Origin of the sequence: Aeromonas sp. FDAARGOS 1409, assembly GCF_019048705.1 — a bacterium.
GTDB lineage: Bacteria > Pseudomonadota > Gammaproteobacteria > Enterobacterales > Aeromonadaceae > Aeromonas > Aeromonas sanarellii.
Window position 1 is genome coordinate 107,926 of record NZ_CP077395.1, and the last position, 24,189, is coordinate 132,114.

Sequence of the window (24,189 nt, forward strand, 5' to 3'; positions counted from 1 at the left end):
CCGATGCAGACAAGATGAGGATAGGCCCCTCTTTTTTCAAGCAAAAAGGGGCTGACGTCAGATTCAGACGGCTTGGTAATGCATCTGGTACTGGAGATGGTGGGTCAGTGGATCCGACACTTCTTCCCCGATCCTAAAGCCGTGGCGACGATAGAAACGCACCGCCGGCTCGTTCTCCACGAAGACCCGGGTATGCAGTGCGGCGCACCTGGATTTGGCCTCCTGCAGCAGGGCGTGCCCCACCCCCCGCCCCTGTCGGTCGGGGCGCACGAAGAGGGCGGCCAGGTAGTCATCCACCAGGGCCATGAAGCCGAGCAGATCGCCGCGCTCCTCGAACACCCAGATGCGGGCGTGATCGAGATAGCGGGTGCGCAGATCTTCCTGGGCCTGCCACCAGCAGGAAGCGTCGACGAAATCGTGGGCCTGCAGGGAGGCCAGCAACCAGATTTCGACGATCTCTTCCATGTCTTCCGGCCGGCTCTGTCTCAACATAGTCGCATCCCTGTCAACAATTTGAACACTCGCAGTCTAGGGGAGTTGGACGCGCTGGCGGGTGAGCAAGGTGGGGCCCTGTGAGGTCGATCGCCCTTTATTTAGCGAGAATGATTGGCTGATCACAAAGCGCCTCTCTAGTACAATGCCCGCCGGACAATCTAGAGACCGAGGACGCCATGTGGTTTAAAAACCTGCAGATTTATCGCTTTACCCGCCCCTTCGACCTGACCGTGGAACAGCTGGAAACCCAGCTCGAGGCCTGTGCCTTCACCCCCTGCGGCAGTCAGGACATCTCCCGGTTCGGGTGGGTCAAGCCCCTTGGCAAATTCGGCTCCACCCTGACCCACGCCGCCTCTGGCCACCTCCTCATCTGCGCCCGCAAGGAAGAGAAGATGCTGCCCGGCACCGTGGTCAAGGAGATGCTGGCGGAGAAGATAGAGGCGATCGAATTCGAGCAGGGCCGCGCCCTCAAGAAGAAGGAGAAGGAGGCGCTCAAGGAGGAGATCATGCATACCCTGCTGCCCCGCGCCTTCAGCCGCACCAGCCAGACCTTCGCCTGGATCAACCCCGCCGACAACCTGATGGTGGTGGATGCAGGCTCCGCCAAGAAGGCGGACGACCTGCTGGCGCTCTTGCGCAAATCCATCGGCACCCTGCCTGTGGTGCCGGTGGCCCTGAAGAACCCGCCCGAGATCACCATGACCGAGTGGCTCAACGAGGGCAACCTGCCCGCCGCCTTCACCCTGGAGGACGAAGCCGAGCTGCGCAGCGCCATGGAGCACGGCGGCATCATCCGCTGCAAGCAGCAGGATCTGATGAGCGACGAGATCAAGAATCACCTGGCCAACGACAAGCTGGTGACCAAGCTGGCCCTCAACTGGGGCGAGACCCTGAGCTTCGTGCTCGGCGACGATCTCTCCATCAAGCGCCTGAAGTTCAGCGAAGAGCTGCGCGAGCAGAACGACGATGTCACCAGCGAGGATCCCGCCGCCCGCCTGGATGCCGACTTCGCCCTGGTGACCGCCGAGCTGGCCCAGTTCATCCCGGCCCTGTTCGCCGCCCTGGGTGGGGAAGAGCAGTCCATCTAGTCAGCCCGCAGGCGACAGACATCATCATAAAAAAAACCGCCTGATGGCGGTTTTTTTTATGTCTCGATGACTCCAGCCCGGCATGTCGACGGGCTACGCCAAAGCCGGAAAGCGCAATGGAAGGCCGGCACCTTCGCTGTTCCCTCGATGCACTCAGGACGCCACCTCGGGTGTGTTGCCGGAATACCGCGCCCCTTACCCGCCCAACACCTTCTTGTCGACCAGGAAATCCACAAACACCCTCAGTTTGGGCGCCATGTAGCGATTGCCTGGCCAGAGGATGGAGAACTGTCCGCCGTCGACCACATAGTCATCGAGGATGGATACCAGCGCTCCCGATCCTATGCCCTCACGGACGGCGAAATCGGGCAGGTAGGCGATTCCCAGCCCAGCCACCGAGGCGTAGATCAGCCCTTCCACGCTGTTGAACGTGTGCGTGGTCGGAACAGACAGACACGGGACATTCGTCCGCTCGGTGCCAAGCCCCCACCCCTGCAACTGGCCCGTCGTCGGGAACCTGTACCGCAGGCAGTCATGGCCCACGAGGTCAGCCGGAGCTTGCGGTGTGCCGCGTTCGGCGAAGTAGCGCGGGGCGCCCACCACCACAAAGCGGAACGTGCCCAAGGGACGAGCCTTGAGCTGGGAACTGCCGGTATCACCGCTGCGGATGACGGCATCCACTCCCTCGGCGATGACGTCGATCAACCTGTCGTTGAAGTCGAAATCGAGTCTGATGTCGGGATACCGGGCGGTGAATTCGGGCAGAACGGGCATCAACATCCGATAGCCAATGGCCGGCACGCCGATTTTCAGCTTGCCGCTGGGACTGCCCGCCAGCCGGGACAACTCGGATTCCGCCTCTTCGATTTCTTCGACGATGCGCTGGCTGCGATCGAAGAAAAGCGCGCCTTCTTCCGTCAGGCTCAGGCGCCGAGTACTGCGGTTGAACAAGCGCACCCCAAGCTCGGCCTCCAGGCGTGCCACGCTCTTGCTGATCGCAGAGGCGGACACCCCCAGGCGCTTGCTGGCCGCGACAAAACTGTTTGCTTCCGCTGCGCGGACGAATGCCATCAATCCGCTCAAACTATCCATCGCCATCGTTCAATTAGTGAGTTTTTGTCATTTAAGAAAGGAATAATGCCATATTTTTCAATGACTGGTGATCTTTTAGCATGTCATGTATCCCCCATGACCTATGCGGCCCCTGCAACCAGCGGACCGAGCCGAGAGATACCGATGAAAGTCACCAATACCGTCATTCGCCACCATCAGGCGTCGCTGCTTGCCGCCATCTGCCTGGCGGCCCTGATCCTTCCTCTCAGCTTCACTGGCGGGACTGTCGCCACCCCCATGATCGGTCGCGATCTCGGGGGCAGTCCGCTGGCACTGAACTGGATCACCAATGCGTTCATGTTGAGCTTCGGCAGCCTCCTGATGACGGCCGGTGCATTGGCCGATACCTTCGGCCGCAAACGGGTGTTTGCCAGCGGTGTGCTGGCTTTCGTGATCATCTCCATCGTCATCGCCTGGGCACCGAGCATCCTCTGGCTCGATGTGCTGCGCGCGGCTCAGGGAATCGCCGCAGCGGCGGCATTGGCAGGCGGGTCGGCGGCGCTTGCCCAGGCGTTTGACGGCATGGCGCGCACGCGAGCGTTCAGCCTGCTGGGCACCAGCTTTGGTGTGGGACTGGCTTTCGGCCCGCTCCTGGCGGGCATGCTCATCGAACACCTGGGCTGGCGTTCGGTGTTCTTCTCAAGTGCCTGCGTGGGTGCAGTCGCCTTGCTGCTGGGAGTGCCCAGGATGCTCGAATCGCGCGACCCCGATGCGGCGGTTTTTGATTGGGCTGGCGCGGTCAGTTTCACCGGCGCACTCGGTTTGTTCACCTAGGGGGTTCTGCAATTGCCGGCCAGCGGCTGGGGCAGTTGGCAGGCGTGGGGGCTGCTGCTGGGCGCCGCCCTGTCATTGGGGATTTTTCTTGGCGTGGAGAGACGTGCGGCCCGCCCGATGCTGGATCTGTCGCTGTTTCGGTATCCGCGCTTTCTGGGCGTGCAGATGCTGCCGGTGGCCACATGCTATTGCTATGTGGTCTTGCTGGTGTTGCTCCCGTTGCGGCTGATCGGCATTGAGGGCAAGAGCGAGGTCAGCGCCGGGATGAGCATGATCGCCTTGTCGATTCCGATGTTGATCGTGCCAAGTCTGGCGGCCAGCCTGACACGCTGGGCCTCGGCCGGAAAAATCTCGGCACTGGGGCTATTTGTCGCTGCTGCAGGGCTGTTCTGGCTCGGCAAGATAGCCCCATCGGATCCTCACGCATCGCTGCTGGGGCCGCTCCTCGTCATCGGCATCGGCACGGGGCTGCCGTGGGGCTTGATGGATGGTTTGGCGGTCAGTGTCGTGCCGAAGGAGCGCGCTGGCATGGCGACGGGGATTTTCAGCACGACGCGGGTGGCGGGCGAAGGCGTGGCCATCGCCATCGTAGGTGCGCTGGTGACGCTGTTCATCCAGATGCACTTGCCGCAAGGCAGCGCAGCGGCAACCATTGAGACGGCCCGGCAGCTTGCGATGGGCAATGTCGCCGCCGCAAGCCAGGTCTCCAACGACAGTGCCCAGGCTCTGATCCGCGCCTATGGGGACGCTTTCCAGTGGCTGATCTATGTGCTGATGCTCGTCACGGTTGGCTCTGGCGTTGTCGTGGGCTGGCTTCTGGATGAAGCCACTCCAGCGCCGCAGTATGGCTTGAACCGGCAGCGAGCCAACTAGCCGTCAGGTGCAGGGTGCAGCCCCTTCCCAGATTCGCCTTGTGCCTTGTGGCGTTCTTCCTGATAGTTTTGTAACCATATGAGTATTAACAACAATCTTTTCATCAGGTTCCAAGTGTGACACATTTCGACTGATGAACAAGAAACCGACAAGGAGCCCGTCATGTCCCTCAAACCCCTCGGCCTGCTGGTCGCCTTCGGCCTGCTCGCCGGCTGCGCCCCCCAGAGCGCCTTTCACTATGTCCCCCCACCCCAGACCCTGATCGCCCCCGAGGCGGCGAGCGGCTGGACCGACAAGCCGGGCTGGCAGGGTCGCCACTTCATGGTGGCGGCGGCCAACCCGCTGGCGGTGGACGCGGGCTACCAGATCGTCAAGGCGGGAGGCAGCGCCGTGGACGCGGCCATCGCGGTCCAGCTGGTGCTGACCCTGGTGGAGCCGCAGTCGTCCGGCATCGGTGGCGGCTCCCTGTTGCTGGTGTGGGACGGCAAAGGGGTGGTTGCCGTGGATGGCCGGGAGACGGCCCCCGCCGCCGCCACGGATCAGCTGTTCATGCAGGATGGCAAACCCATGGCCTTCTACGACGGCGTGGTGGGCGGCCGCTCGGTGGGCGCCCCCGGCACGGTGCGCGCCCTGGCCCTGGCCCACGGGCGCTATGGCAAGCTGCCCTGGGCCACGCTGTTCGAGCCCGCCATCGCCCTGGCGGAGCAGGGCTTCATCATCAGCCCGCGCCTCGCCACCCTGATCGCCAAGGATCCCTATCTCGCCAGAGATCCCGAGGCCCGCGCCTACTTCTATCAGCCGGACGGCTCCCCCAAGGCGGCGGGGACCCGGCTCACCAACCCGGCCCTGGCCAGGGTGCTGAGAACCCTGGCCCAAGAGGGGGCAGATGCCTTCTATCGGGGGCAACTCGCCGACGCCATGGTGGCCAAGGTGCGCAGCCACCCCACCAATCCAGGCGTGCTGGCGGCGGCGGATCTCGCCAGCTACAGCGCCAAACTGCGGGACGGCCTCTGCTTCGACTATCGCCAGAGCGAGGTGTGCGGCTTCCCCACCCCCTCCTCCGGCACCCTGGCCCTCGGCCAGATCTTCGGCATGCTGGAGAGCCGGGACATGGCAGCGCTCAAACCCGTGCCCGGGCCGGACGGCCGGCTGGCCGCCTCGAGCGATGCCATCCACCTCTACAGCGAGGCGGCGCGGCTCGCCTTTGCCGACCGCAACCAGTACGTGGCCGACGCCGACTTCGTCGAGGTGCCGGTGGCCGGCCTGCTGGACAAGGGCTATCTGGCCGAGCGGGGCCGCCTCATCGGCAACCGCTCCATGGGGGTGGCCCAGCCCGGCAAGCCGCCCCGTTCGCTCGCCCGTGGCCGGGATGCCACTCCAGAGCGCCCGTCCACCAGCCATGTCTCCATCGTCGACCAGGCGGGGATGGCGGTCTCCATGACCAGCTCCATCGAGGATGGCTTCGGCTCGCGGCTGATGGTCAACGGCTACCTGCTCAACAACCAGCTCACGGATTTCTCCTTCACCTCGGTGGATGCGGCCGGCCTGCCGGTGGCGAACCGGGTCGAGCCCGGCAAGCGCCCGCGCTCCTCCATGTCCCCCCTGCTGGTGTTTGACAAGCAGAGCGGCGAGCTCGAGATGAGCCTGGGCTCCCCCGGGGGCTCGGCCATCATCAACTACGTGGGCAAGGCGCTGCTGGGGACCCAGGACTGGGGGCTCAATCTGCAGCAGGCCATCGCGCTGCCGAACTTCGGCAGCCGCAACGGCCCCACCGAGCTGGAGCAGGGGCGCACGCCAGATGCCGTGGTTCAGGGGTTGAAAGCCAGGGGACACGAGATCCTGCTGGGCGAGCAGACCTCCGGGCTGCAGGGGGTGCAGCGCAATGCCGGTGGCTGGCTGGGCGCCGCCGACCCCAGGCGGGAGGGGATCGCCAGGGGCGACTAACCCGCCCTTTGCGCCCGTTTATCGCTGACGACGGAGGAGGGCCGCCTCCTCCGTGCCGTCGGCGGCAGGGTGAACCGCAGCGAAGAAAACAATCGCGGATTGATTTTTTCTGCCAAAAATTGCATTCAAGAGTCAGCCTTTCACTTTAAAACAATGCGTTACAGACATTTCCCGTCAAAATCCCTCTCAATCTTGGAATAATGTTGTCCGAGCCATAAAAATGCATTATTTTTCAATGGAAACGGCATCTGTTGTCCTCAAGAAAATGTCTTGATGCGGCCAACTTCTGTCTCTTTCGCCCCCTGCTCATTGACAGCTGCCCTCTTCCCCTTCGGGTGATCTGGTAGCCCCTGACTGCCATTAGCGAGGTGACGACATGGACCACTCACTCCCCCTTATCACGACCCTGGTTGGCGGCCTGGTGCTGGCCTATCTGTTTGGCATGCTGGCAAGCCGCCTGCGAGTCTCTCCCATGGTGGGCTATCTGGCGGCCGGCGTGGTGTGCGGTCCCTTCACCCCCGGCTATGTGGCCGATCTGCAGCTCGCCCCCGAGCTCGCGGAAATCGGCGTCATCCTGCTGATGTTCGGCGTCGGCCTGCACTTCTCCCTCAAGGATCTGCTGTCGGTCAAGCACATCGCCATCCCGGGGGCCATAGTCCAGATCACCCTGGCAACCCTGCTCGGGCTCGGCCTCTCCCAGTTGCTAGGCTGGAGCCTGACCGCCGGCCTGGTGTTTGGTCTGGCCCTCTCCACCGCCAGCACTGTGGTGCTGCTGCGCGCCCTGGAGAGCCGAGGCCAGATCGACACCAAGGAGGGGCGCATCGCCATCGGCTGGCTCATCGTCGAGGATCTGGTGATGGTGCTGGCCCTGGTGCTGCTCCCCATACTCGCGAACCTGCAGCAGGGGGGTGAGAGCCTGACCCTGGTCCAGGTGCTCGCCGACATTGGCCTGACCCTAGCCAAGGTGGCGGCCTTCATCGCCCTGATGATCATCGGCGGACGCCGCCTCATCCCCTGGCTGCTGGCCCGCACCGCCGCCACCGGCTCCCGCGAGCTCTTCACCCTGGCCGTGCTCTCCTGTTCGCTGGGCATCGCCTTCGGCGCCGTCAAGCTGTTCGGGGTCTCCTTCGCCCTCGGGGCTTTCTTCGCCGGGGTGGTGATGAACAGCTCCCACCTGAGCCACAAGGCCGCCAACGACACCCTGCCCCTGCAGGACGCCTTCGCCGTGCTCTTCTTCGTCTCGGTGGGCATGCTTTTCGATCCCGTCATCCTGCTGCGCGAGCCCCTGGCGGTGCTGGCCACCCTGTTCGTCATCGTGATCGGCAAGTCGGTGGCGGCCTTCGCCATCGTCCGGCTGTTTGGCCACAGCCGGCGTACGGCGCTGACCATCTCCGCCAGCCTGGCCCAGGTGGGGGAGTTCTCCTTCATCCTGATGGGGCTGGGGGTCATGCTCGGCCTGGTGCCGGCGGTGGCTCGTGATCTGGTGCTGATCGGCGCCTGCTTCTCCATCGTGTTCAACCCCCTGGTATTCAATCGGGTGGAACGTTGGCTGAGTCGCCACCCCGAGCCGCAGACCGAAGACGCCGCCCCGCTCTGCCCGCTGCAAGGCCACGTGGTGGTGGTCGGCGCCGACGGCATCGGCACCCCGCTGATCCGTCAGTTGCACGAGCAGGGGCGAGAGATGGTGGTGATCGACTCGGATGAGCGGCTGCTGGCGCCCTGGCGAGCCCGGGGGATCACCTGTCTGGCCGGCCATCCTGTCCAGCAGGATCTGCTCGCGGCGGCCCTGCCCAATGCCAGCTGGCTGCTGATCACCCTGGAAGACAGCCTGCTGGCCGGCGAAATCGCCGCCATCGCGCGGGAACAGGGGGCTCTGCTGCAGATAGCCGCCTGCGCCCATCAGGGCGAAGAGGTGCATCATCTGCGGCTGCGCGGGGTCCATCGGGTAGTGCTGAGCGAGGAAGAGGCGGCGCGGCGCTTGTGTCATCTGGCGACACGCCTCCCCGCCGACCCGGCTCCGGCCTGACGCCAGCACGGCGAGGCCGGGGCTCACGCCGCCAACCGCCCCAGAAAACGCAAGGCCACCCCCTGGGGTGGCCTTGTAGGTATCCGAGTCCGGGCAGGCGGGATCACACCCCCAGCCGATCGCGCAGGGTGTACCAGGCGGCGCCGGCGGCGGTGAAGGGGATACGGAACAGACGCCCCCCCGGGAAGGGGTAGTGAGGGAGCTTCGCGAACGCATCGAAGCGCTCCGCCTGACCGCTCAGCACCTCGGAGAGCAGCTTGCCCGCCAGATGGGTACAGGTCACGCCGTGGCCGCTGTAGCCCTGCATGTAGTAGATGTTGGGACCGATGCGGCCGAACTGCGGCAGACGCGACAGGGTCAGCAGGAAGTTGCCGGTCCAGGTGTACTCCACCTTGACGCCGGCCAGCTGGGGGAAGGTCTTCAGCATCTTGGGGATGATCAGCCGCTCGATGTCCGCCGGATCCCGCGCGCCGTAGACCACGCCACCGCCATAGATGAGCCGGTGATCGGCGCTGGTGCGGTAGTAGTCGAGCAGGTAGTTGCAATCCTCGATGCAGTAGTTTTGCGGCAACAGCGAGCGGGCCCGCGCCTCCCCCAGCACCTCGGTGGCGATCACCTGGGTGCCGCAAGGCATGCTCTTGCCGGCGAGCTCGGGCACCAGGTTGCCGAGGTAGGCGTTGCCCGCCACCACCACATAACGCGCCTTCACCGCCCCCTTGGTGGTCTTGACCAGGGCGGGCTGACCCGGAGTAATGCTGGTGACTGCGGACTGCTCGAAGATCTGCCCCCCCTGCATGCGGATGGCCTCCGCCTCCCCCAGAGCCAGGTTGAGGGGGTGGATATGGCCGCCGCTCTTGTCCAGCAGCGCGCCGACGTAGCGATCGCTCGCCACCACCTCGCGTACCCCGTCGGCATCGAGCAGCTCCAGCTTGTCGTTGCCCCACTTCTCCCAGCGAGCCTGCTGCGCCTTGAGCTCGTGCAGCTGCTTCTCGGTCTCGGCGGCGAAGACCCCCCCCTCACGCAGATTGCACTGGATGTTGTAGCGCTTGATCCGTTCGCGGATGATCTGGCCTCCCTCAAACAGCATGGAGCCGAGCAGCCTGGCCTGTTCCGGCGGGCAATTCGCTTCTATGGTGTCGATGTCGCGGCTGTAGGAGTTGACGATCTGGCCGCCGTTGCGACCGCTGGCGCCAAAGCCCACCCGGGCCGCCTCCAGCACCACCACCTTGTAGCCCTTCTCCACCAGGTGCAGGGCGCTGGAGAGGCCGGTGTAGCCCGCGCCTATGATGCAGACGTCGCACTCCAGCTGCTCGGTGAGCGTGGGATAGGGGGCGTGCTTGTTGGCACTGGCTGCGTAGTAACTGTTTACATGTTCGGTCATGATCCCTGTTTCCTTACCGGTTCTTTTCCAACACGAGTCGTTGTTCACATTAAAAACTGGCCGGGGTATGGGCGCTGACGATGCGGCAGGTCTCCCCCGACGGATTGCTGAAGCTGTGGGGCTCGCCGGTGTCGATGACGTAGCTGTCCCCGGCGCACAGTTCATAGGTCTGGCCCGCCAGGGTCAGCAGCACGGAGCCTTCCAGCACAGTGCCCACCTCTTCCCCCTGATGCTTCACCACCCCCCCGGTGTCCGTGCCGGGGGCATAGGTCTCCAGCATGAAGCCGAGCTGACGCCGGTTGTTGCCGTTGTGCACCAGCTTCATGGAGACCCCCTGGCTGCCCAGCTCGATGAGCTGCTCCGCCTTGATCACCACGCTCGGCGTCTGCTGCTCCTCCTCGGCGAAGAAGCGCGACAGCGGCAGCTCGTAGACGCTGAGCAACTTCTGCAGCGAGGCCACCGAGGGGCTCACCTTGTTCTGCTCTATCATGCAGATGGCGCCGTGGGTCAGGCCGCTCAACTCGGCCGCCCGGCGCTGGGAGAACCCGAGCCGCCGGCGGATCCGGGCGAGGCGCTCGCCCATGCTCTTGTCCATCTCTTTGTCGGCCAAGGGGTTATCCGTCATGGTCCGCCACTGGACCTCTCCCCGGGGGTGCTGCATCGCCTGTCTCCTTCCATGGTCATTCGAATACCTGGTGACGACTGGTTAATATAGTGCGTCAGCGCCCTTGGCCTGTTCACTATCCTGCACAACCCTAGCCGTTCATTATTTTGCACACTCGGGGCGATAAAAAACGCCACAGTCGCGCCATCAGCCCCATTTCTAGCATGCCACGCACCATACACTCAAATATATTTAACACTTGAAAAACATTTCGGCTCACTTTATGGTCGTTACGTGCTTATTATTCTATACGGTGGCACCCCGGCATGCGTGAGCCACCCAGACCCACAATCGAGGCTTCCTATCTATGTCAGCATCACAACCCGCTCTCTCCCTGATCAAGTCCCTTGCCTATATAGACGGTCGCTGGTGCGAGGCCAGGGACGGGCGCCGGTTCGAGGTCCTGAACCCGGCGACCGGCCAGCCCATCACCCAGGTGCCCGACATGGACGGGGAGGACACCCGGCTCGCCATCGAAGCGGCCCACGCGGCCCAGCCCGCCTGGGCGGCCCTCACCGCCAAGGAGCGCAGCAGCCGGCTCCAGGCCTGGTTCGAGCTCATCATGGCCAACCAGGAGGAGCTGGCCCGCATCATGACCTGCGAGCAGGGCAAGCCGCTGGCGGAGGCCAAAGGGGAGGTGGCCTACGGCGCCAGCTTCATCCAGTGGTTCGCGGAAGAGGGCAAGCGCGCCTATGGCCGCACCATACCCGGCTTCTCCGGCGATAGGCGCCTGGCCACCATCAAACAGCCGGTGGGCGTGGTCGCCGCCATCACCCCCTGGAACTTCCCCATCGCCATGATCACCCGCAAGGCGGGGCCGGCCCTGGCCGCCGGCTGCACCATCGTCATCAAGCCCGCCGCCGAGACCCCGCTCTGCGCCCTGGCCCTGGCGGCCCTGGCGGAGCAGGCGGGCATCCCCGCCGGGGTCATCAACATCGTCACCAGCCATCAGGCGAGCGCGGTGGGCGACGAGCTGTGCAGCAACAAGACGGTGCGCAAGCTCTCCTTCACCGGCTCCACCCGCATCGGCAAGCTGTTGATGCGCCAGTGCGCCGACACCATGAAGCGGCTCTCCCTCGAGCTCGGCGGCAACGCCCCTTTCATCGTGTTTGACGACGCGGATCTCGACGCCGCCGTGGCCGGGGCCCTGGCCTCCAAGTACCGCAACGCGGGTCAGACCTGCGTCTGCGCCAACCGCATCCTGGTGCAGGCCGGGGTCTATGATGCCTTCGCCGAGAAGCTCGCCGCCGCGGTCAAGGCCTTCAAGGTGGGGGACGGCATGGGCGAGGGCGTCCAGATCGGGCCCCTCATCAACCCGGCCGCCGCCGACAAGGTGACCGAGCTGGTGCAGCAATCGGTCGCCGCCGGTGCCCGGGTGCTGGTGGGTGGCGAAGCCCACCCCGCCGGCCCGCTCTTCTACCGCCCCACCATCCTGACCGGGGTCGGCAAGGGCAACCCCATCCTGGACGAGGAGATCTTCGGACCCGTCGCCCCCCTGGTGCGCTTCGAGACCGAGGATGAGGCCATCGCGCTCGCCAACGACACCCCTTATGGCCTGGCCGCCTACTTCTATGGCCGCGACATCGCCCGCGTCTGGCGGGTGGCCGAGCGGCTGGAATACGGCATGGTGGGCATCAACGAGGGGATCATCTCGACCGAGCTGGCCCCCTTCGGCGGCATCAAGGAGTCGGGGCTGGGCCGGGAAGGGGCGGCCGAGGGGCTGGAGGAGTACCTCGAGACCAAATACCTCTGCTTCGGCGGCATCCGCTAGGCAGCCACACCTTGCGCCGGCGGCCGGGCCCCTGTATCAGGCCCGCCATCCGCCGGCGCAGCCATATCGGTCAACAAGGACGAAGTGAGTGCTCCCAAGGGGGCCTCGCCACATTGAGACAGGGGCCCATGCCCCTCAGGGAGGAAAGATGAGTCATTCAAGCAACAACCAGGGCTGGCAGGCCCGCCGCGAAGCGGCCGTGGTACAGGGGGTCGGCACCCTGCTGCCGGTCTTCATCGACCGGGCGCACAACGCCGAGCTGTGGGACGTGGAGGGCAACCGCTACATCGACTTCGCCTCCGGCATCGCCGTGCTCAACACCGGCCACAACCACCCCAAGGTGGTGGCGGCGGTGCGCGCCCAGCTGGAGAAGTTCAGCCACACCTGCTTCCAGGTCACCCCCTACCCCGGCTACATCGAGCTGGCGGAAAAATTGAATGCCCTGGTGCCGGGGCCGACCCCCAAGCGCACCCTCTTCCTCTCCACCGGCGCCGAGGCGGTGGAGAACGCCATCAAGATCGCCCGCGCCCACACCGGTCGCAGCGGCACCATCGCCTTCAAGGGGGGCTTCCACGGCCGCACCATGATGGGGATGGCGCTCACCGGCAAGGTGGTGCCCTACAAGACCGGCTTCGGCCCCTTCCCGGGCGAGGTCTATCACCTGCCCTTCCCCGCCGACTACCTGGGGGTGAGCGAGGCGGACGCCCTGGCCGCCCTTGAGCTCTGCTTCAGCGCCGACATCGAGCCGAGCCGGGTGGCCGCCATCATCATAGAGCCGGTGCAGGGCGAGGGGGGCTTCTACGTCGCCTCCCCGAGCTTCCTGCAGAAGCTGCGCAGCGTGTGCGATCAGCACGGCATCCTGCTCATCTGCGACGAGATCCAGAGCGGCTTCTGTCGCACCGGCAAGACCTTCGCCACCGAATATGCCGGCATAGAGCCGGACATCATGACGCTCGCCAAGAGCCTGGCCGGCGGCTTCCCCCTCTCCGCCGTGGTGGGCAAGAGCGACATCATGAACGCCGCCAAGCCGGGCGGCCTCGGCGGCACCTATGCCGGCTCCCCCATCGCCTGCGCCGCCGCCCTGGCGGTGCTCGAGGTCATCGAGGAGGAGTGTCTGAACCAGCAGGCCCTGGCCCAGGGCGAGCAGATCAAGGCGCGCCTGCACAAGCTGGCGGCGCGGTTCGACTGCATCGGCGACATCCGCGGTCCCGGCGCCATGGTGGCCATGGAGCTGGTCAAGGGAGGCGACGCCGGCCGGCCGGATCCCGACCTCACCAGGCGACTGGTGGCCGAGGCGGGCAAGCGCGGTCTGGTGCTGCTGGCCTGCGGCGTGCGCGGCAACGTGATCCGCTTCCTGGCCCCCCTGACCGCCCCGGCGGCCATCGTCGACGAGGGGCTGGACCTGCTCGAGCAGGCCTTGCTCACCGCCCTGGATTAGCCAGGGAGAGAGCGCCGCGCCTGAGTGCAAAAAAATGCGTTTTTGCCTCCTTGATATGCTTGTCAAGGGGGCAGCACGAATGCACAATGCGCCTCCGCTTCAAAGGACCGTCCGCTCATCGCAGCCCGGTTCTTTTTTTGCGGCAAACAAATCCATAACGAGGCCGGAACCGACCGGAAATGATAGCGAGATGGACAGCCATCTCACGACACCGCTTCTTCGATGAGGAACACCATGGGGCATTTCACCGCTTTCCTGCCGGCCTGCGCCGGTCTGCGCCACTCGTCTGTGCAACAGACCGGCGCCCCCACTGCACAGGATGACGCCGCCGTCAGCCTGATCCCCTCGGTCCGGACAGGGGAGAACGCATGATGAATGCCCACCCCGTCGGCCTGAAAAAGAGCCTGAAACTCTGGCACGTGGTCATCATGGGTCTGGCCTATCTGACCCCCATGGCCGTGTTCGACACCTTCGGCATCGTCACCGAGATCACCGAAGGCCATGTGCCCACCGCCTATCTGTTCGCCCTGGTCGGCATGCTGTTCACCGCCATGAGCTACGGCCATCTGGTGCGCAAGTTCCCCTCGGCAGGCTCCGCCTACACCTATGCCCAGAAGGTGTTTCACCCCTATGTGGGCTTCATGGTGGGCTGGGTCTCCCTGCTCGACTACATGTTCATGCCGATGATCAACATGCTGCTGGCCAAGATCTACATGGAGGCCCTGTTCCCGAACCTGGAGCCCTGGACCTACATCCTGGCCCTGACCGCCGTCATGACCTTCCTGAACCTGCGCGGCATCAAGCTGGTGGCGAACTTCAACAGCCTGATCGTCATCATGCAGTTCAGCATCATCGCCGTCTTCATCGGCCTCATCGCCTGGGGTGTTGCCCATGGCGAGGGGCTCGGCACAGTGGCGAGCAGCCGTCCCTTCTTCTCGGATCAGATGGCCCTGGTGCCCCTGTTCACCGGCGCCTCCATCCTCTGCCTGTCGTTCCTGGGCTTCGACGCCATCAGCACATTGTGCGAGGAGACCCCGAACGCGGACCGGGTGATCCCCCGCGCCATCGTGCTGACCGCGCTCATCGGCGGCGTGCTCTTCATCTCGGTCTCCTACTTCCTGCAGCTGTTCTTCCCGGACATCTCCCGCTTCCAGCAGCCGGATGCGGTGCTGCCGGAGATCGCGCTCTACGTCGGCGGCAAGCTGTTCCAGGCGGTGGTGCTGGTCTGCACGACCGTGGCGGTGCTCGCCTCCGGGCTCGCCTCCCACGCCGGGGTGTCGCGCCTGCTCTACGTGATGGGGCGGGATCGCGCCCTGCCGAGCCGCTTCTTCTCCTACATCCACCCCAGGTGGCAGACCCCGGCTCTGAACGTGCTGCTGGTGGGGGCTCTGGCCCTCTCCGCCGTGTCGTTCGACCTGGAGATGGCGCTGGCCCTGATCAACTTCGGCGCCCTGGTGGCCTTCACCTTCGTCAACTTGGCGGTGATCGCCCACTTCTACGTCAAGCTCGGCCACAACAAGACGCTGCGGGATCACCTGGTGTTCCTGGCCCTACCGCTGTGCGGCGCCGCCTGCATCGGGGTGCTCTGGCTCAACCTCGAACCCTCCTCCTTCGAGCTGGGGCTGATCTGGGCCGCCCTCGGCGCCCTCTACCTGCTGCTGCGCCTGACGGTGTTCCGGGTTCCCCTCGGCCGGCCGGAGACCGATCTCTCCTGATAGCGCCCTTCCCCCCAACGAGCCCGCCCGGTGCGGGCTCCTTTCCGGATAATCCGGGCCACTGTCACCCCGCCCCACCCCTTCGGTCACGACCGCTGCACACACCCGATGACGGGGTTGACTCCGGTCAACAAAATCCCCGTTTGCGGCCTTTTTCCCTTGTCTCCTTTCCCCCCCGAGGGCACAATACGGCGCCCCTTGAGAGCCGATGTTGTTGCGACATCGGTTCTTTGCTTTTTTGGGGCACACCACCATCCACCAAGAGGCCGGACCTTGTGCCGGAATTGATACCGAGATTGCCGGGCAATCTCCCGACGTTGTGAGGAAAAACATGGGGCATTTCACTGCTTTCCTGCCGGTCCCCGCCGGCGTGCGCCACGCATCTGTGTCACAGACAGGCGCCCCCTGTGTCCAGGAGCGCGCTGCCGCGTCCCTGATCCCGTCCCCCTTCGCCTCCCGGGCGTTCGCAGAGGAGAAAGCGTGATGGCCGGCGCCAAGCTGCTCAAGACGCTCACCCTGTTCCAGGTGGTGGTGATGGGTCTGGCTTACCTCACCCCCATGGCGGTGTTCGATACCTTCGCCATCGTCGGCGATATCACCGATGGCCGCGTGGCCACCGCCTACCTGCTGGCGCTCGGCGGCATCCTGCTCACCGCCTTCAGCTACGGCCACCTGGTGCGCAAGTTCCCCTCGGCGGGCTCCGCCTACACCTATGCCCAGAAGGTGTTCAACCCCTATGTAGGCTTCATGGTGGGCTGGTCCTCCCTGCTGGACTACATGTTCATGCCGATGATCAACATCCTGCTGGCCAAGATCTACCTGACCGCCATGTTCCCGAACGTGGAGCCCTGGATCTTCATCTTCGGCCTGGTGACCGTGATGACCTTCCTGAACCTGCGCGGTATCAAGCTGGTGGCGAACTTCAACGGCGTCATCGTCTTCATCCAGATCGCCATCATCGTCACCTTCCTCGGCCTCATCGCCTGGGGCCTGAGCCATGGCGAGGGGGCCGGCACCCTGGTGAGCAGCCGTCCGTTCCACGTGGAGTCCGCCAGCATGCTGCCGCTGTTCACCGGCGCCACCATCTTGTGCTTCTCCTTCCTCGGCTTCGACGGCCTGAGTTCGCTGTCGGAGGAGACCCCGAACGCCGGCAAGGTGATCCCGCGCGCCATCGTGCTGACGGCACTGATCGGCGGCATCATCTTCGTCACCGTCTCCTACAGCCTGCAGCTCTTCTTCCCGGATCTGGCCCGCTTCAAGGAGCCGGATGCCGTGCTGCCTGAGATCGCGCTCTACGTGGGTGGCACCCTGTTCCAGAGCATCGTGCTGGTCTGCACCACGGTGGCGGTACTCGCCTCCGGCATGGCGGCCCACGCCGGGGTGTCGCGCATCCTCTACGTGATGGGGCGCGATCGCATGATCCCGGAGCGGGTGTTCGGCTACATCCACCCCACCTGGCGCACCCCGGCCATCAACGTGCTGCTGGTGGGGGCCCTGGCGCTCTCCGCGGTGTCGTTCGATCTGGACATGGCGCTGGCCCTGGTGAACTTCGGCGCCCTGGTGGCCTTCACCTTCGTCAACCTGTCGGTGATCGGCCAGTTCTGGGTGCGCGAGCAGCGCAACAAGAGCCTGAAGGACAACCTGCTGTTCCTGGTGCTGCCCCTGCTCGGCGCCGCCACCATAGGGGCGCTCTGGATCAATCTGGAGCAGAGCTCCCTGGAGCTGGGCCTCATCTGGGCGGGGATCGGGGTGGCCTACCTCTTCCTGCGGATCGCGGTGCTGCGCATCCCCTTCCGTCAGTACGAGGAGGCGGCCGACGGCCAGTAAGCCGCGGCGATCGGCCAAACAGAAGGGGAGCCCATGGCTCCCCTTCTTGCATCCAGACATCCGCCGCGCGGACAATCAGCCCTGATTGATGACCACGGTGGCGGCGGCCTTGACCGGATCCTTGGCCACGGCCTTCACGTTCTTCTCGGTCTGGTTGACCTTCTGCCGGGTCGCCTTCAGCTCCTCGTTGGTCTCCTTGAGGCCGGAGGTCTTCTTGTCCAGCGTGTCCGTGGCACTCTTCTTCGCCTCTTTCAGCCCGGCCGTCTGCTTGTCCACCACCGCCGAGGTGCTCTTCTTCACCTCGGTGGCCGCCTTCTCCTTCTGCTGGCGCACCAGCTTGTCGGCATCGCAGTTGCCCTTGACCCCCAGGGTGGCGTTCATCGCCTCGTTCCTGACCGCTTTGTCGAGGTTGCATTCGGACTTGAACACGCCAGCCTGCGCACCGGCAGACAGCAGACCCAGGGAAAGACACAACACCCATGCTTTCATAACAGCACCACTCTCGTTGAAGGAAAGGGTCAGCATATAACCCTGGGCGCACGGTGCAAGGCGCCCGTCGGGTTGTGGGCCGGATGGCGCCCTAATCCGGCTGGCTCCGACACTTTCTGTCAGCACCCGGCCGCAGGCACCGCCCTGAGAGATGTCATCAAACCATCATAAAAGTGTCACTTTGTCATATTTCTGTCATGGAGCACTGCTCTAATGCGCCCGTCCCATTCAACGCAGCACGTCCCAAGAGGCCACATGCACAGCACCGCTTCTTCCACACCGCACGAGTCCCGCGCGACCAGTCCATTGTTCAACTGGCTGGCGGTGATCACCCTCGTCTACCTGATCCTGGTCGCCGTCGGCGCCGTCTCCCACGGCTTCAAGGGCTTCTCCGGTGGCGCCGAGGGCGCGGCCCAGATCTTCGCGTTTGCCAACAACCCCTTCGTGGCACTGCTGCTCGGCATCCTGGCCACGGCCCTGGTGCAGTCCTCCAGCACGGTCACCTCGGTGATCGTCGGCCTGGTGGCCGGCGGCCTGCCCATGGGCATGGCCATCCCCATGGTGATGGGGGCCAACCTCGGCACCACCATCACCAACACCATCGTCTCCCTCGGCCACATCCGGGACAGGGGCGAGTTTCGCCGCGCCTTCGCCGCCGCCACGGTGCACGACTTCTTCAACCTGCTGGCGGTCTTCATCTTCCTGCCGCTGGAGCTGATGTTCGGTCTGCTGCAAAAGAGCGCGGAAGGGATCGCCGGCCTACTGTTGGGCTCCGCCGACCTGTCCATGAAGGGGATGGACTTCATGAAGCCCCTCATCTCCCCGTCCCTGGATCTCATCGACGGTGCCGTCGCCTTCCTGCCGGGCAAGGGGGCATCCATCGCCACCATCGTCATCGGCATCCTGCTGATCCTGTTCTGCGTCACCGCCCTCGGCAAGGTGCTGCAACGGGTCATGGTAGGCCGCGCCAAGGAGCTGCTGCACAAGGCCCTGGGCCGCGGTCCGCTCACCGGCATCGTCTCCGGCACCCTGGTCACCGTCATGGTGCAGTCCTCCTCCACCACCACCAGCCTGATGATCCCCCTGGCGGGCGGCGGCGTGTTCAACACCCGCCAGCTCTACCCCTTCACCCTGGGGGCCAACATCGGCACCACCATCACGGCCCTGCTGGCCGCCACCGCCATCAGCGGCGCCGGAGCCCAGCTGGCCCTGACCATCGCCCTGGTGCACGTGCTGTTCAACCTGTTTGCCGTGGCGCTCATCTACGGGGTGCCCTTCCTGCGGGAGCTGCCCATCCGGGCCGCCGAGACCCTGGCCCGGGTCGGCAGCGAGAACAAGCTGCTGGCGCTGGGGTACGTGGGCGGGCTCTTCTTCGCCCTGCCCGCCCTGATGATGGTGGCGGTCAAGTAACGGCACGACAGCCGGGGGAGACGCCGCAGCCCCCGGCACATTGCCCGCCCGGTCACATCCCCCGGCATCCCCCGGCATCCCCCCTCGCCCTCCCTCCCCGGCTGGGATAAGATGCGCCCTTCATGGCATGTAAGGAAAACCCGATGAAATTCATTCTGATCGCGCTGCTGGTTGCCGGCGTCGCCTACTACTTCTATTCGAGCAGCAACAACCGGAAGCTGGCGGAAGAGAACGTGCGCAAGGGCGCCGAGTTTCTCGCCGGCAACAAGGAGAAGCCCCTGGTGACCACCACGGCTTCCGGCCTGCAGTACGAGGTGCTGACCCCGGGCACCGGCACCCTCCACCCCACCGCCACCAGCAAGGTGAAGGTGCACTACGAGGGCAAGCTGCTGGACGGCACAGTGTTCGACAGCTCCATCGCCCGTGGCGAGCCCATCGAGTTCGGCCTGAACCAGGTGATCAAGGGCTGGACCGAAGGGGTGCAGCTGATGGTGGAAGGGGAGAAGACCCGCTTCTACATCCCCGCCAGCCTGGCCTACGGCGATCGCGCCGCCGGCAAGATACCGCCGGGATCCGTGCTGATCTTCGATGTGGAGCTGCTGGGTATTCAGTGACGCCCTCCGGCAAGATACCACTGGGTACAGTACTCATCTTCGACGTGGAGCTGCTGGGCATTCAGTGACGCCCTCCGGCAAGATCCCACTAGGTACAGTACTCATCTTCGACATGGAGCTGCTGGGCATTCAGTGACCCCCCTTCGTCACGGCAACAAGGCCGGCGCACTGCGCCGGCCTTGTTGTTTCTGCTCCTGTCGTTGCCGCCCGCCATCTCAGCCCCATGACTATCAACCCAAGGTGAACAGTGCTTACACATTACACTGGATTGTTAACTCCACTCCCGGGGCAGATAATGACCTCATCGTCAGCGGCCCAGCCCCTGACCCGTTTATCGCGGTGCCGGCCAAGCGGGCCCACACCGCCAACAAGGAGTCTCGCCATGGCTATCGCCCCCGTCTGGTTCATCTCTCACGGCGCCCCGGATCTGGTCCTGCGCGACCAGCCTGCGACCCAATTTCTCAAGACCCTGCGCCTTGGGGATATCAAGGGGCTGGTGGTGCTCTCGGCCCACTGGTTCAGCCGAAGCGAGCCGCAGATCAACGTCGAGCCCAGCCCGGCCTTGATGTACGACTTCTACGGCTTCCCCGAGCCTCTCTATCGGATCCGCTGGCCCGCCAGGAGCCCCCAGTGGCTGCAGGAGGCGGTGAGCGATCAGCTGCTGCTGGCCGGCCTGCCCGCCACCCCGATCAGGCGCGAACTGGATCACGGGGTCTGGTCGCCGCTCTCTCTGATGGATCCCCACAGCGAGATCCCCCTGGTGCAGCTCTCCCTGCCCGCTGGCTTCGGCCCCGGCCAGCTGTGGCGGCTGGGAGAGGCGCTGCAGAGCCTGCGCGAGCAGGGGATCGGCATCCTCGCCTCCGGTGCCATCACCCACAACCTGCGCGCCCTCGGGCCGGACGGCGCTCCCGTCCCCCTGTGGGCGAGCCAGTTCGCCCGCTGGCTGGAGCAGGCCATGGAGGAGGGGGACAGGGAGGCGCTGGAGGATTACCGCGCCCGCGCCCCCGGGGCGGTGGAGTCCCACCCCCACGACGATCACCTGCGCCCGCTGTTCGTGGCGCTGGGGGCCGCCGGCACCGACAGGCCCCGGAAGCTGCACGACAGCTGGGACTACGGCAGCCTCTACATGGGGGCCTACAGGTTCGGGTGAGCGAGGGACGCGACGGGGGTGTCCGGCGGGTGGCCAGGCCGTCGACCTGGCGCCTTTTTATGGGGGGATGAGCCCAAATAAGGGACTCGTTATAGCCGTTTTCCGGTAGAATGGCCGCCTTTGAACAAGACCGGGCAGGGATGACTGTCGCGTCGGGTGGCATGATGAACCTCTATCGATCACTGATCCTGCTCTGCCTGCTGTGCCTGCAACCGGTGCAGGCCTTGACCCTCTACAGCCGCCACACTCCCGAGATCCTCCCGCCCCGCTGGTCAGACGCCGAGCTGGCGTGGCTGCGGCAGACCCCGCAACTGCGGGTCGGCCTCCTGCAGCACGACTATCGCCCGTTCAGCATGATCATCGCGCAGCAGCGTTTCGAGGGCCTCTGTGCCGATTATCTCGATCTCCTGGCCAGGACCCTGCAAAAACCCCTGGAGCTGCGCACCTTTCCGGACAAGGCGCACCTGCTGCGCGCCCTGCGCCAGGGGGAGATCCACCTCGCCAGCCTAGGCAACCTCACCCTGGCGGACACGGACAGCAGCGGCATCCGCCTGAGTGTCCCCTACTTCAGTGCCCCCCTCGTCTTCTCGACCCCCAAAGCCCATCAGGGACCCCTGCTGACACCGGGGCAGCGCGTCGCCGCCGTCCAGGGGCAGATCGACGTGCAGCGGTTCAAGCGCTACTACCCCACCCTCACCCTGGCGACCTACCCCTCCAACGCGGAAGCCTTCGACGCCGTCTTCTTCGGCCGCCAGGACGTGCTCTTGGGGGATGCCCACTCCATGCACTACCTCAACAGCGAGCGCTTCGACTACCTGCGCCAGCGCGGCGAGGCCCCGCCCGATCTGGCGCCTGCGGATTTCCGCTTCGCCATGCCGGCCCACCCCCTCGCGCTGTCGAGCCTGGTCGACAAGAGCCTGAAGGCGATCGGCGAGGGCACCCGCAATGCCATCTTCACCCAGTGGAACGGGCCCATTCGCGACATGAACGACAGGGCGAGCGATCTCTATGACGCCGCCGAGCGGGCCTGGATCCGGCGCTCGCCCCCCATCAGGGTGTGGCTGATGGACAACCTCTACCCCTATGGCGCCCTGGATCACGACGGCCAGCTCACCGGCATGACGGTCGACATGCTGGCCAGGGTGGGCAAACGCTCCGGCCTTCGCTTCGAGTTCGTGAGCGCAGACTCCGAACGCCAGCTGGCGAAGGCCATGCAGTCAGGCGCCATCGACCTTATCGGCGCCATCTCGCGGCCCGTGGCCGAGGGCTACGGCCTGCGTCCCTCGGCTCCCTATGCCGCCGACGACATCTACGTGATCCTCACCCGCCAGGAGGTATCCGCCATCGACACCCTGCAGAGCCTGGCGGGCAAGACGGTGGGGATGACCCGCCATACCCCCCTCGCCGGGCGGCTAGGTCGCAGCCGTATTACCATTGTGGAGAACGCCGAAGAGGCGATGCAGGCCGTCGAGCGGGGCAGGCTGGACGCCGCCATAGTGCCGCTCTACTTTGCCCGCCACGCGCTGGAGAACGATCCGCAGACCCGGTTGCGCATCGCCGGCCCCGCCGACGAGGAGCCGATCCGGATGGGATTTGCCAGCCTGCGCGACCAGGGGATGCTGATGGGGATCCTCGACAAGACCATTCTCGCCATCCCCCCCAACGAGCTGGCCATGATGAGCTACGAGTGGCGCAACCGCAAACTGCCGGTGCCCGGCTTCATGGAGCGCCACGCCCACGCCTTCTACCTGCTGTTTGCCGTGCTGTTCGCCCTGGCGCTGGTGCTGCTCTACCGCAACCTCATGCTCAAGCGGCTCGCCAGCTCGGAGCAGGCCTCCCGCCAGCAGCTGGAGGCCCACGTCAGGTTCATCCGGGCGCTGGGGGAGAGCCTGCCCCACCCCATCGTCGTGCGGGACAAGGGTGGCAAGGTATTGCTGTGCAACAGCAAGTACCTGAGCCAGCTCGGTGCCCGGCCGGAAGCCGTCATGGGCCAGCCCTTCGCCCGGGGGCTGGCGGGGCTGATCGATGACCAGAGCATCGCGGTGCTGGAGCAGGATTTCGCCAGGGTACTGCGGGAGGGTCGGCCCGTCTTTGCCGATCGCCTCTTCCACCGGCAGGGGGAGCAGACCGACATCTACCACTGGATGGTGCCCTACTTCGATGGTGACGGGACCATCAGCGGGGTGATCGACGGCTGGATCGACATCACGGAGCGCAAGCGGCTGGAAGAGGCCCTGCGTCAGGCCAAGCTGCAGGCCGACAGCGCCAGCCGGGCCAAGAGCGATTTCCTCGCCACCATGAGCCACGAGATCCGCACCCCCATGAACGCCATCCTCGGCATGCTGGAGCTGGCCACCGAGGATCCCGCCCTCAGCCGCCACAGCGGCGAGTGGCTGCGCATCGCCGCGGACTCGGCGCACGGCCTGCTGGATCTGCTCGGGGACAGCCTGGATATCGCCAGCATAGAGGCGGGCCAGATGACCCTGACGCCCGTGCCCTGCGCGCTCACGCCGCTGCTGGTGTCGGTGACCCGGGTGTTCAGGGGCATGGCCGAGCAGAAGGGGCTGGCCTATGACGTCAGGCTGCCCGACTCTCCCCTGCCGCAGGTGCTGATCGATCCCCTTCGCCTGCGCCAGATCCTCTTCAACCTCATCGGCAACGCCATCAAGTTCACCGAACAGGGCCGAGTCAGCATCACGGCAACCCTGAACGATGGCGCACACCAGCCCCCGGTGCTACACCTGACCATCACCGACACCGGGGTCGGCATTGCGGCAGACAAGCTGCCCCAACTCTTCACCCCCTTCTACCGCGCCCACGGCCAGGGCCACTTCCCGGGCAGCGGCCTGGGTCTGAACATCGCCCGCATCCTGTGCCAGATGATGGGGGGAGAGATAGGCGTCCACAGCCGGGTCGGCGAGGGCACCCGCCTCGAGATCAGGCTGCCCCTGACGCTGGCGGAGCACGCCCCCCTCCCGGCGTCGGCCCTGGTACCCGCCCTCCCCCAGGCGCCGCCGACCCGGCTGCGCATCCTGGTGGTGGATGACAACCACGCCAACCAGACCCTGCTGCGCCAGCAGCTCAAGCACCTGGGGCACGACGTCAGCGTGCGCAGCAACGGGCTGGAGGCCCTGCGCGCCGTCGCCAGCCACTCCTTCGATCTCGTCATCACCGACTGCCAGATGCCGGTCATGGACGGCTTCGAGCTGACGCGCAACCTGCGTGCCCGCGGCCATGAGCTGCCCGTCTGGGGCTTCACCGCCCATGCCCAGCCCAGGGAGCGGGAACTCTGCCTCGCCGCCGGCATGAACGACTGCCTGTTCAAGCCCATCGGCCTCGCCCGCCTGCGGGCGGCGCTGGCCGGGCTGGAGCCCCCCAGGGCGCCGGGGCCTTGGCCCTGAGTCTGGAAACACGCCC

At 65.4% G+C, this 24,189-nt stretch carries 19 protein-coding genes; 14 read left to right on the forward strand and 5 right to left on the reverse strand.

What is annotated here, in order from left to right:
- Positions 1–63: 63 nt before the first annotated feature.
- Positions 64–492: a GNAT family N-acetyltransferase gene (locus I6L39_RS00495; RefSeq protein WP_216990722.1), complete on the reverse strand. Its 429-nt coding sequence runs from the start codon at positions 490–492 to the stop codon at positions 64–66.
- 179 nt (positions 493–671) lie between these two features.
- On the opposite strand from I6L39_RS00495, the gene rdgC reads away from it, so the two are divergent.
- Positions 672–1,583: a recombination-associated protein RdgC gene (rdgC, locus tag I6L39_RS00500; RefSeq protein WP_216990723.1), complete on the forward strand. Its 912-nt coding sequence runs from the start codon at positions 672–674 to the stop codon at positions 1,581–1,583.
- Between the two features lie 195 nt (positions 1,584–1,778).
- On the opposite strand, the gene I6L39_RS00505 is transcribed toward rdgC, so the two are convergent.
- On the reverse strand, positions 1,779–2,675 hold the full coding sequence (locus tag I6L39_RS00505; protein ID WP_216990724.1) for a LysR family transcriptional regulator: 897 nt from the start codon (positions 2,673–2,675) through the stop codon (positions 1,779–1,781).
- A gap of 144 nt (positions 2,676–2,819) precedes the next feature.
- Here I6L39_RS00505 and I6L39_RS00510 point away from each other — a divergent pair, with 144 nt between their 5' ends.
- From I6L39_RS00510 to ybaL, 4 genes are all read left to right on the forward strand, one after another.
- Positions 2,820–3,470, forward strand: a complete 651-nt coding sequence (locus I6L39_RS00510) for an MFS transporter (RefSeq protein WP_216990725.1) — start codon at positions 2,820–2,822, stop codon at positions 3,468–3,470.
- Between the two features lie 12 nt (positions 3,471–3,482).
- On the forward strand, positions 3,483–4,343 hold the full coding sequence (locus I6L39_RS00515; RefSeq protein ID WP_216990726.1) for an MFS transporter: 861 nt from the start codon (positions 3,483–3,485) through the stop codon (positions 4,341–4,343).
- 162 nt (positions 4,344–4,505) lie between these two features.
- A complete protein-coding gene (ggt, locus tag I6L39_RS00520) occupies positions 4,506–6,287 on the forward strand; it encodes a gamma-glutamyltransferase (protein WP_042075071.1) in 1,782 nt (593 codons plus the stop codon).
- A gap of 376 nt (positions 6,288–6,663) precedes the next feature.
- Positions 6,664–8,313, forward strand: a complete 1,650-nt coding sequence (gene ybaL / locus I6L39_RS00525) for a YbaL family putative K(+) efflux transporter (protein WP_216990727.1) — start codon at positions 6,664–6,666, stop codon at positions 8,311–8,313.
- 103 nt (positions 8,314–8,416) lie between these two features.
- On the opposite strand, the gene I6L39_RS00530 is transcribed toward ybaL, so the two are convergent.
- Both I6L39_RS00530 and puuR read right to left on the reverse strand, forming a co-directional pair.
- The gene (locus I6L39_RS00530) at positions 8,417–9,694 is read right to left on the reverse strand and encodes an FAD-binding oxidoreductase (RefSeq protein ID WP_216990728.1); all 1,278 of its coding nucleotides are present in this window, start codon (positions 9,692–9,694) and stop codon (positions 8,417–8,419) included.
- A gap of 49 nt (positions 9,695–9,743) precedes the next feature.
- Complete coding sequence (puuR, locus tag I6L39_RS00535; RefSeq protein ID WP_216990729.1) at positions 9,744–10,355, reverse strand: HTH-type transcriptional regulator PuuR; 612 nt, start codon at positions 10,353–10,355, stop codon at positions 9,744–9,746.
- Between the two features lie 310 nt (positions 10,356–10,665).
- Between puuR and I6L39_RS00540 the strand changes: the two genes are divergently transcribed.
- The 5 genes from I6L39_RS00540 to I6L39_RS00560 all read left to right on the forward strand — a co-directional run bounded on the left by I6L39_RS00540 (position 10,666) and on the right by I6L39_RS00560 (position 17,109).
- Positions 10,666–12,129 (forward strand): NAD-dependent succinate-semialdehyde dehydrogenase, encoded by a 1,464-nt coding sequence (locus I6L39_RS00540; protein ID WP_216990730.1) that lies wholly within the window; start codon positions 10,666–10,668, stop codon positions 12,127–12,129.
- 148 nt (positions 12,130–12,277) lie between these two features.
- A complete protein-coding gene (gene gabT, locus I6L39_RS00545; RefSeq protein WP_209794492.1) occupies positions 12,278–13,567 on the forward strand; it encodes a 4-aminobutyrate--2-oxoglutarate transaminase in 1,290 nt (429 codons plus the stop codon).
- A 234-nt stretch (positions 13,568–13,801) separates the two neighbouring features.
- On the forward strand, positions 13,802–13,939 hold the full coding sequence (locus I6L39_RS00550; RefSeq protein WP_209794491.1) for a hypothetical protein: 138 nt from the start codon (positions 13,802–13,804) through the stop codon (positions 13,937–13,939).
- Positions 13,939–15,282, forward strand: a complete 1,344-nt coding sequence (locus I6L39_RS00555; protein ID WP_209794600.1) for an APC family permease — start codon at positions 13,939–13,941, stop codon at positions 15,280–15,282. Before I6L39_RS00550 ends, I6L39_RS00555 begins: the two co-directional genes overlap by 1 nt.
- A 483-nt stretch (positions 15,283–15,765) precedes the next feature.
- A complete protein-coding gene (locus I6L39_RS00560) occupies positions 15,766–17,109 on the forward strand; it encodes an APC family permease (protein WP_042075087.1) in 1,344 nt (447 codons plus the stop codon).
- Between the two features lie 75 nt (positions 17,110–17,184).
- On the opposite strand, the gene I6L39_RS00565 is transcribed toward I6L39_RS00560, so the two are convergent.
- Complete coding sequence (locus tag I6L39_RS00565; RefSeq protein WP_042075090.1) at positions 17,185–17,598, reverse strand: hypothetical protein; 414 nt, start codon at positions 17,596–17,598, stop codon at positions 17,185–17,187.
- Positions 17,599–17,853: 255 nt separating this feature from the next.
- Here I6L39_RS00565 and I6L39_RS00570 point away from each other — a divergent pair, with 255 nt between their 5' ends.
- The 4 genes from I6L39_RS00570 to I6L39_RS00585 all read left to right on the forward strand — a co-directional run bounded on the left by I6L39_RS00570 (position 17,854) and on the right by I6L39_RS00585 (position 24,173).
- Positions 17,854–19,008 (forward strand): Na/Pi symporter, encoded by a 1,155-nt coding sequence (locus tag I6L39_RS00570; protein WP_216990731.1) that lies wholly within the window; start codon positions 17,854–17,856, stop codon positions 19,006–19,008.
- A 143-nt stretch (positions 19,009–19,151) separates the two neighbouring features.
- Positions 19,152–19,622 carry an FKBP-type peptidyl-prolyl cis-trans isomerase gene (locus I6L39_RS00575; protein ID WP_216990732.1) on the forward strand — a complete coding sequence of 157 codons (471 nt, stop codon included), beginning with the start codon at positions 19,152–19,154 and terminating at the stop codon, positions 19,620–19,622.
- A 382-nt stretch (positions 19,623–20,004) separates the two neighbouring features.
- Positions 20,005–20,772: a class III extradiol ring-cleavage dioxygenase gene (locus tag I6L39_RS00580; RefSeq protein ID WP_216990733.1), complete on the forward strand. Its 768-nt coding sequence runs from the start codon at positions 20,005–20,007 to the stop codon at positions 20,770–20,772.
- A gap of 164 nt (positions 20,773–20,936) precedes the next feature.
- The gene (locus I6L39_RS00585) at positions 20,937–24,173 is read left to right on the forward strand and encodes a transporter substrate-binding domain-containing protein (RefSeq protein WP_216990734.1); all 3,237 of its coding nucleotides are present in this window, start codon (positions 20,937–20,939) and stop codon (positions 24,171–24,173) included.
- Positions 24,174–24,189 lie beyond the last annotated feature (16 nt).

Excerpts from the sequence above, each read along its gene's own strand:
- I6L39_RS00495 (WP_216990722.1), bottom strand. The coding sequence starts at position 492 with ATGTTGAGACAGAGCCGGCCGGAAGACATGGAAGAGATCGTCGAAATC.
- rdgC (WP_216990723.1), top strand. The coding sequence starts at position 672 with ATGTGGTTTAAAAACCTGCAGATTTATCGCTTTACCCGCCCCTTCGAC.
- I6L39_RS00505 (WP_216990724.1), bottom strand. The coding sequence starts at position 2,675 with ATGGATAGTTTGAGCGGATTGATGGCATTCGTCCGCGCAGCGGAAGCA.
- I6L39_RS00510 (WP_216990725.1), top strand. The coding sequence starts at position 2,820 with ATGAAAGTCACCAATACCGTCATTCGCCACCATCAGGCGTCGCTGCTT.
- ggt (WP_042075071.1), top strand. The coding sequence starts at position 4,506 with ATGTCCCTCAAACCCCTCGGCCTGCTGGTCGCCTTCGGCCTGCTCGCC.
- ybaL (WP_216990727.1), top strand. The coding sequence starts at position 6,664 with ATGGACCACTCACTCCCCCTTATCACGACCCTGGTTGGCGGCCTGGTG.
- I6L39_RS00530 (WP_216990728.1), bottom strand. The coding sequence starts at position 9,694 with ATGACCGAACATGTAAACAGTTACTACGCAGCCAGTGCCAACAAGCAC.
- puuR (WP_216990729.1), bottom strand. The coding sequence starts at position 10,355 with ATGCAGCACCCCCGGGGAGAGGTCCAGTGGCGGACCATGACGGATAAC.
- I6L39_RS00540 (WP_216990730.1), top strand. The coding sequence starts at position 10,666 with ATGTCAGCATCACAACCCGCTCTCTCCCTGATCAAGTCCCTTGCCTAT.
- gabT (WP_209794492.1), top strand. The coding sequence starts at position 12,278 with ATGAGTCATTCAAGCAACAACCAGGGCTGGCAGGCCCGCCGCGAAGCG.
- I6L39_RS00550 (WP_209794491.1), top strand. The coding sequence starts at position 13,802 with ATGGGGCATTTCACCGCTTTCCTGCCGGCCTGCGCCGGTCTGCGCCAC.
- I6L39_RS00555 (WP_209794600.1), top strand. The coding sequence starts at position 13,939 with ATGAATGCCCACCCCGTCGGCCTGAAAAAGAGCCTGAAACTCTGGCAC.
- I6L39_RS00560 (WP_042075087.1), top strand. The coding sequence starts at position 15,766 with ATGGCCGGCGCCAAGCTGCTCAAGACGCTCACCCTGTTCCAGGTGGTG.
- I6L39_RS00565 (WP_042075090.1), bottom strand. The coding sequence starts at position 17,598 with ATGAAAGCATGGGTGTTGTGTCTTTCCCTGGGTCTGCTGTCTGCCGGT.
- I6L39_RS00570 (WP_216990731.1), top strand. The coding sequence starts at position 17,854 with ATGCACAGCACCGCTTCTTCCACACCGCACGAGTCCCGCGCGACCAGT.
- I6L39_RS00575 (WP_216990732.1), top strand. The coding sequence starts at position 19,152 with ATGAAATTCATTCTGATCGCGCTGCTGGTTGCCGGCGTCGCCTACTAC.
- I6L39_RS00580 (WP_216990733.1), top strand. The coding sequence starts at position 20,005 with ATGGCTATCGCCCCCGTCTGGTTCATCTCTCACGGCGCCCCGGATCTG.
- I6L39_RS00585 (WP_216990734.1), top strand. The coding sequence starts at position 20,937 with ATGAACCTCTATCGATCACTGATCCTGCTCTGCCTGCTGTGCCTGCAA.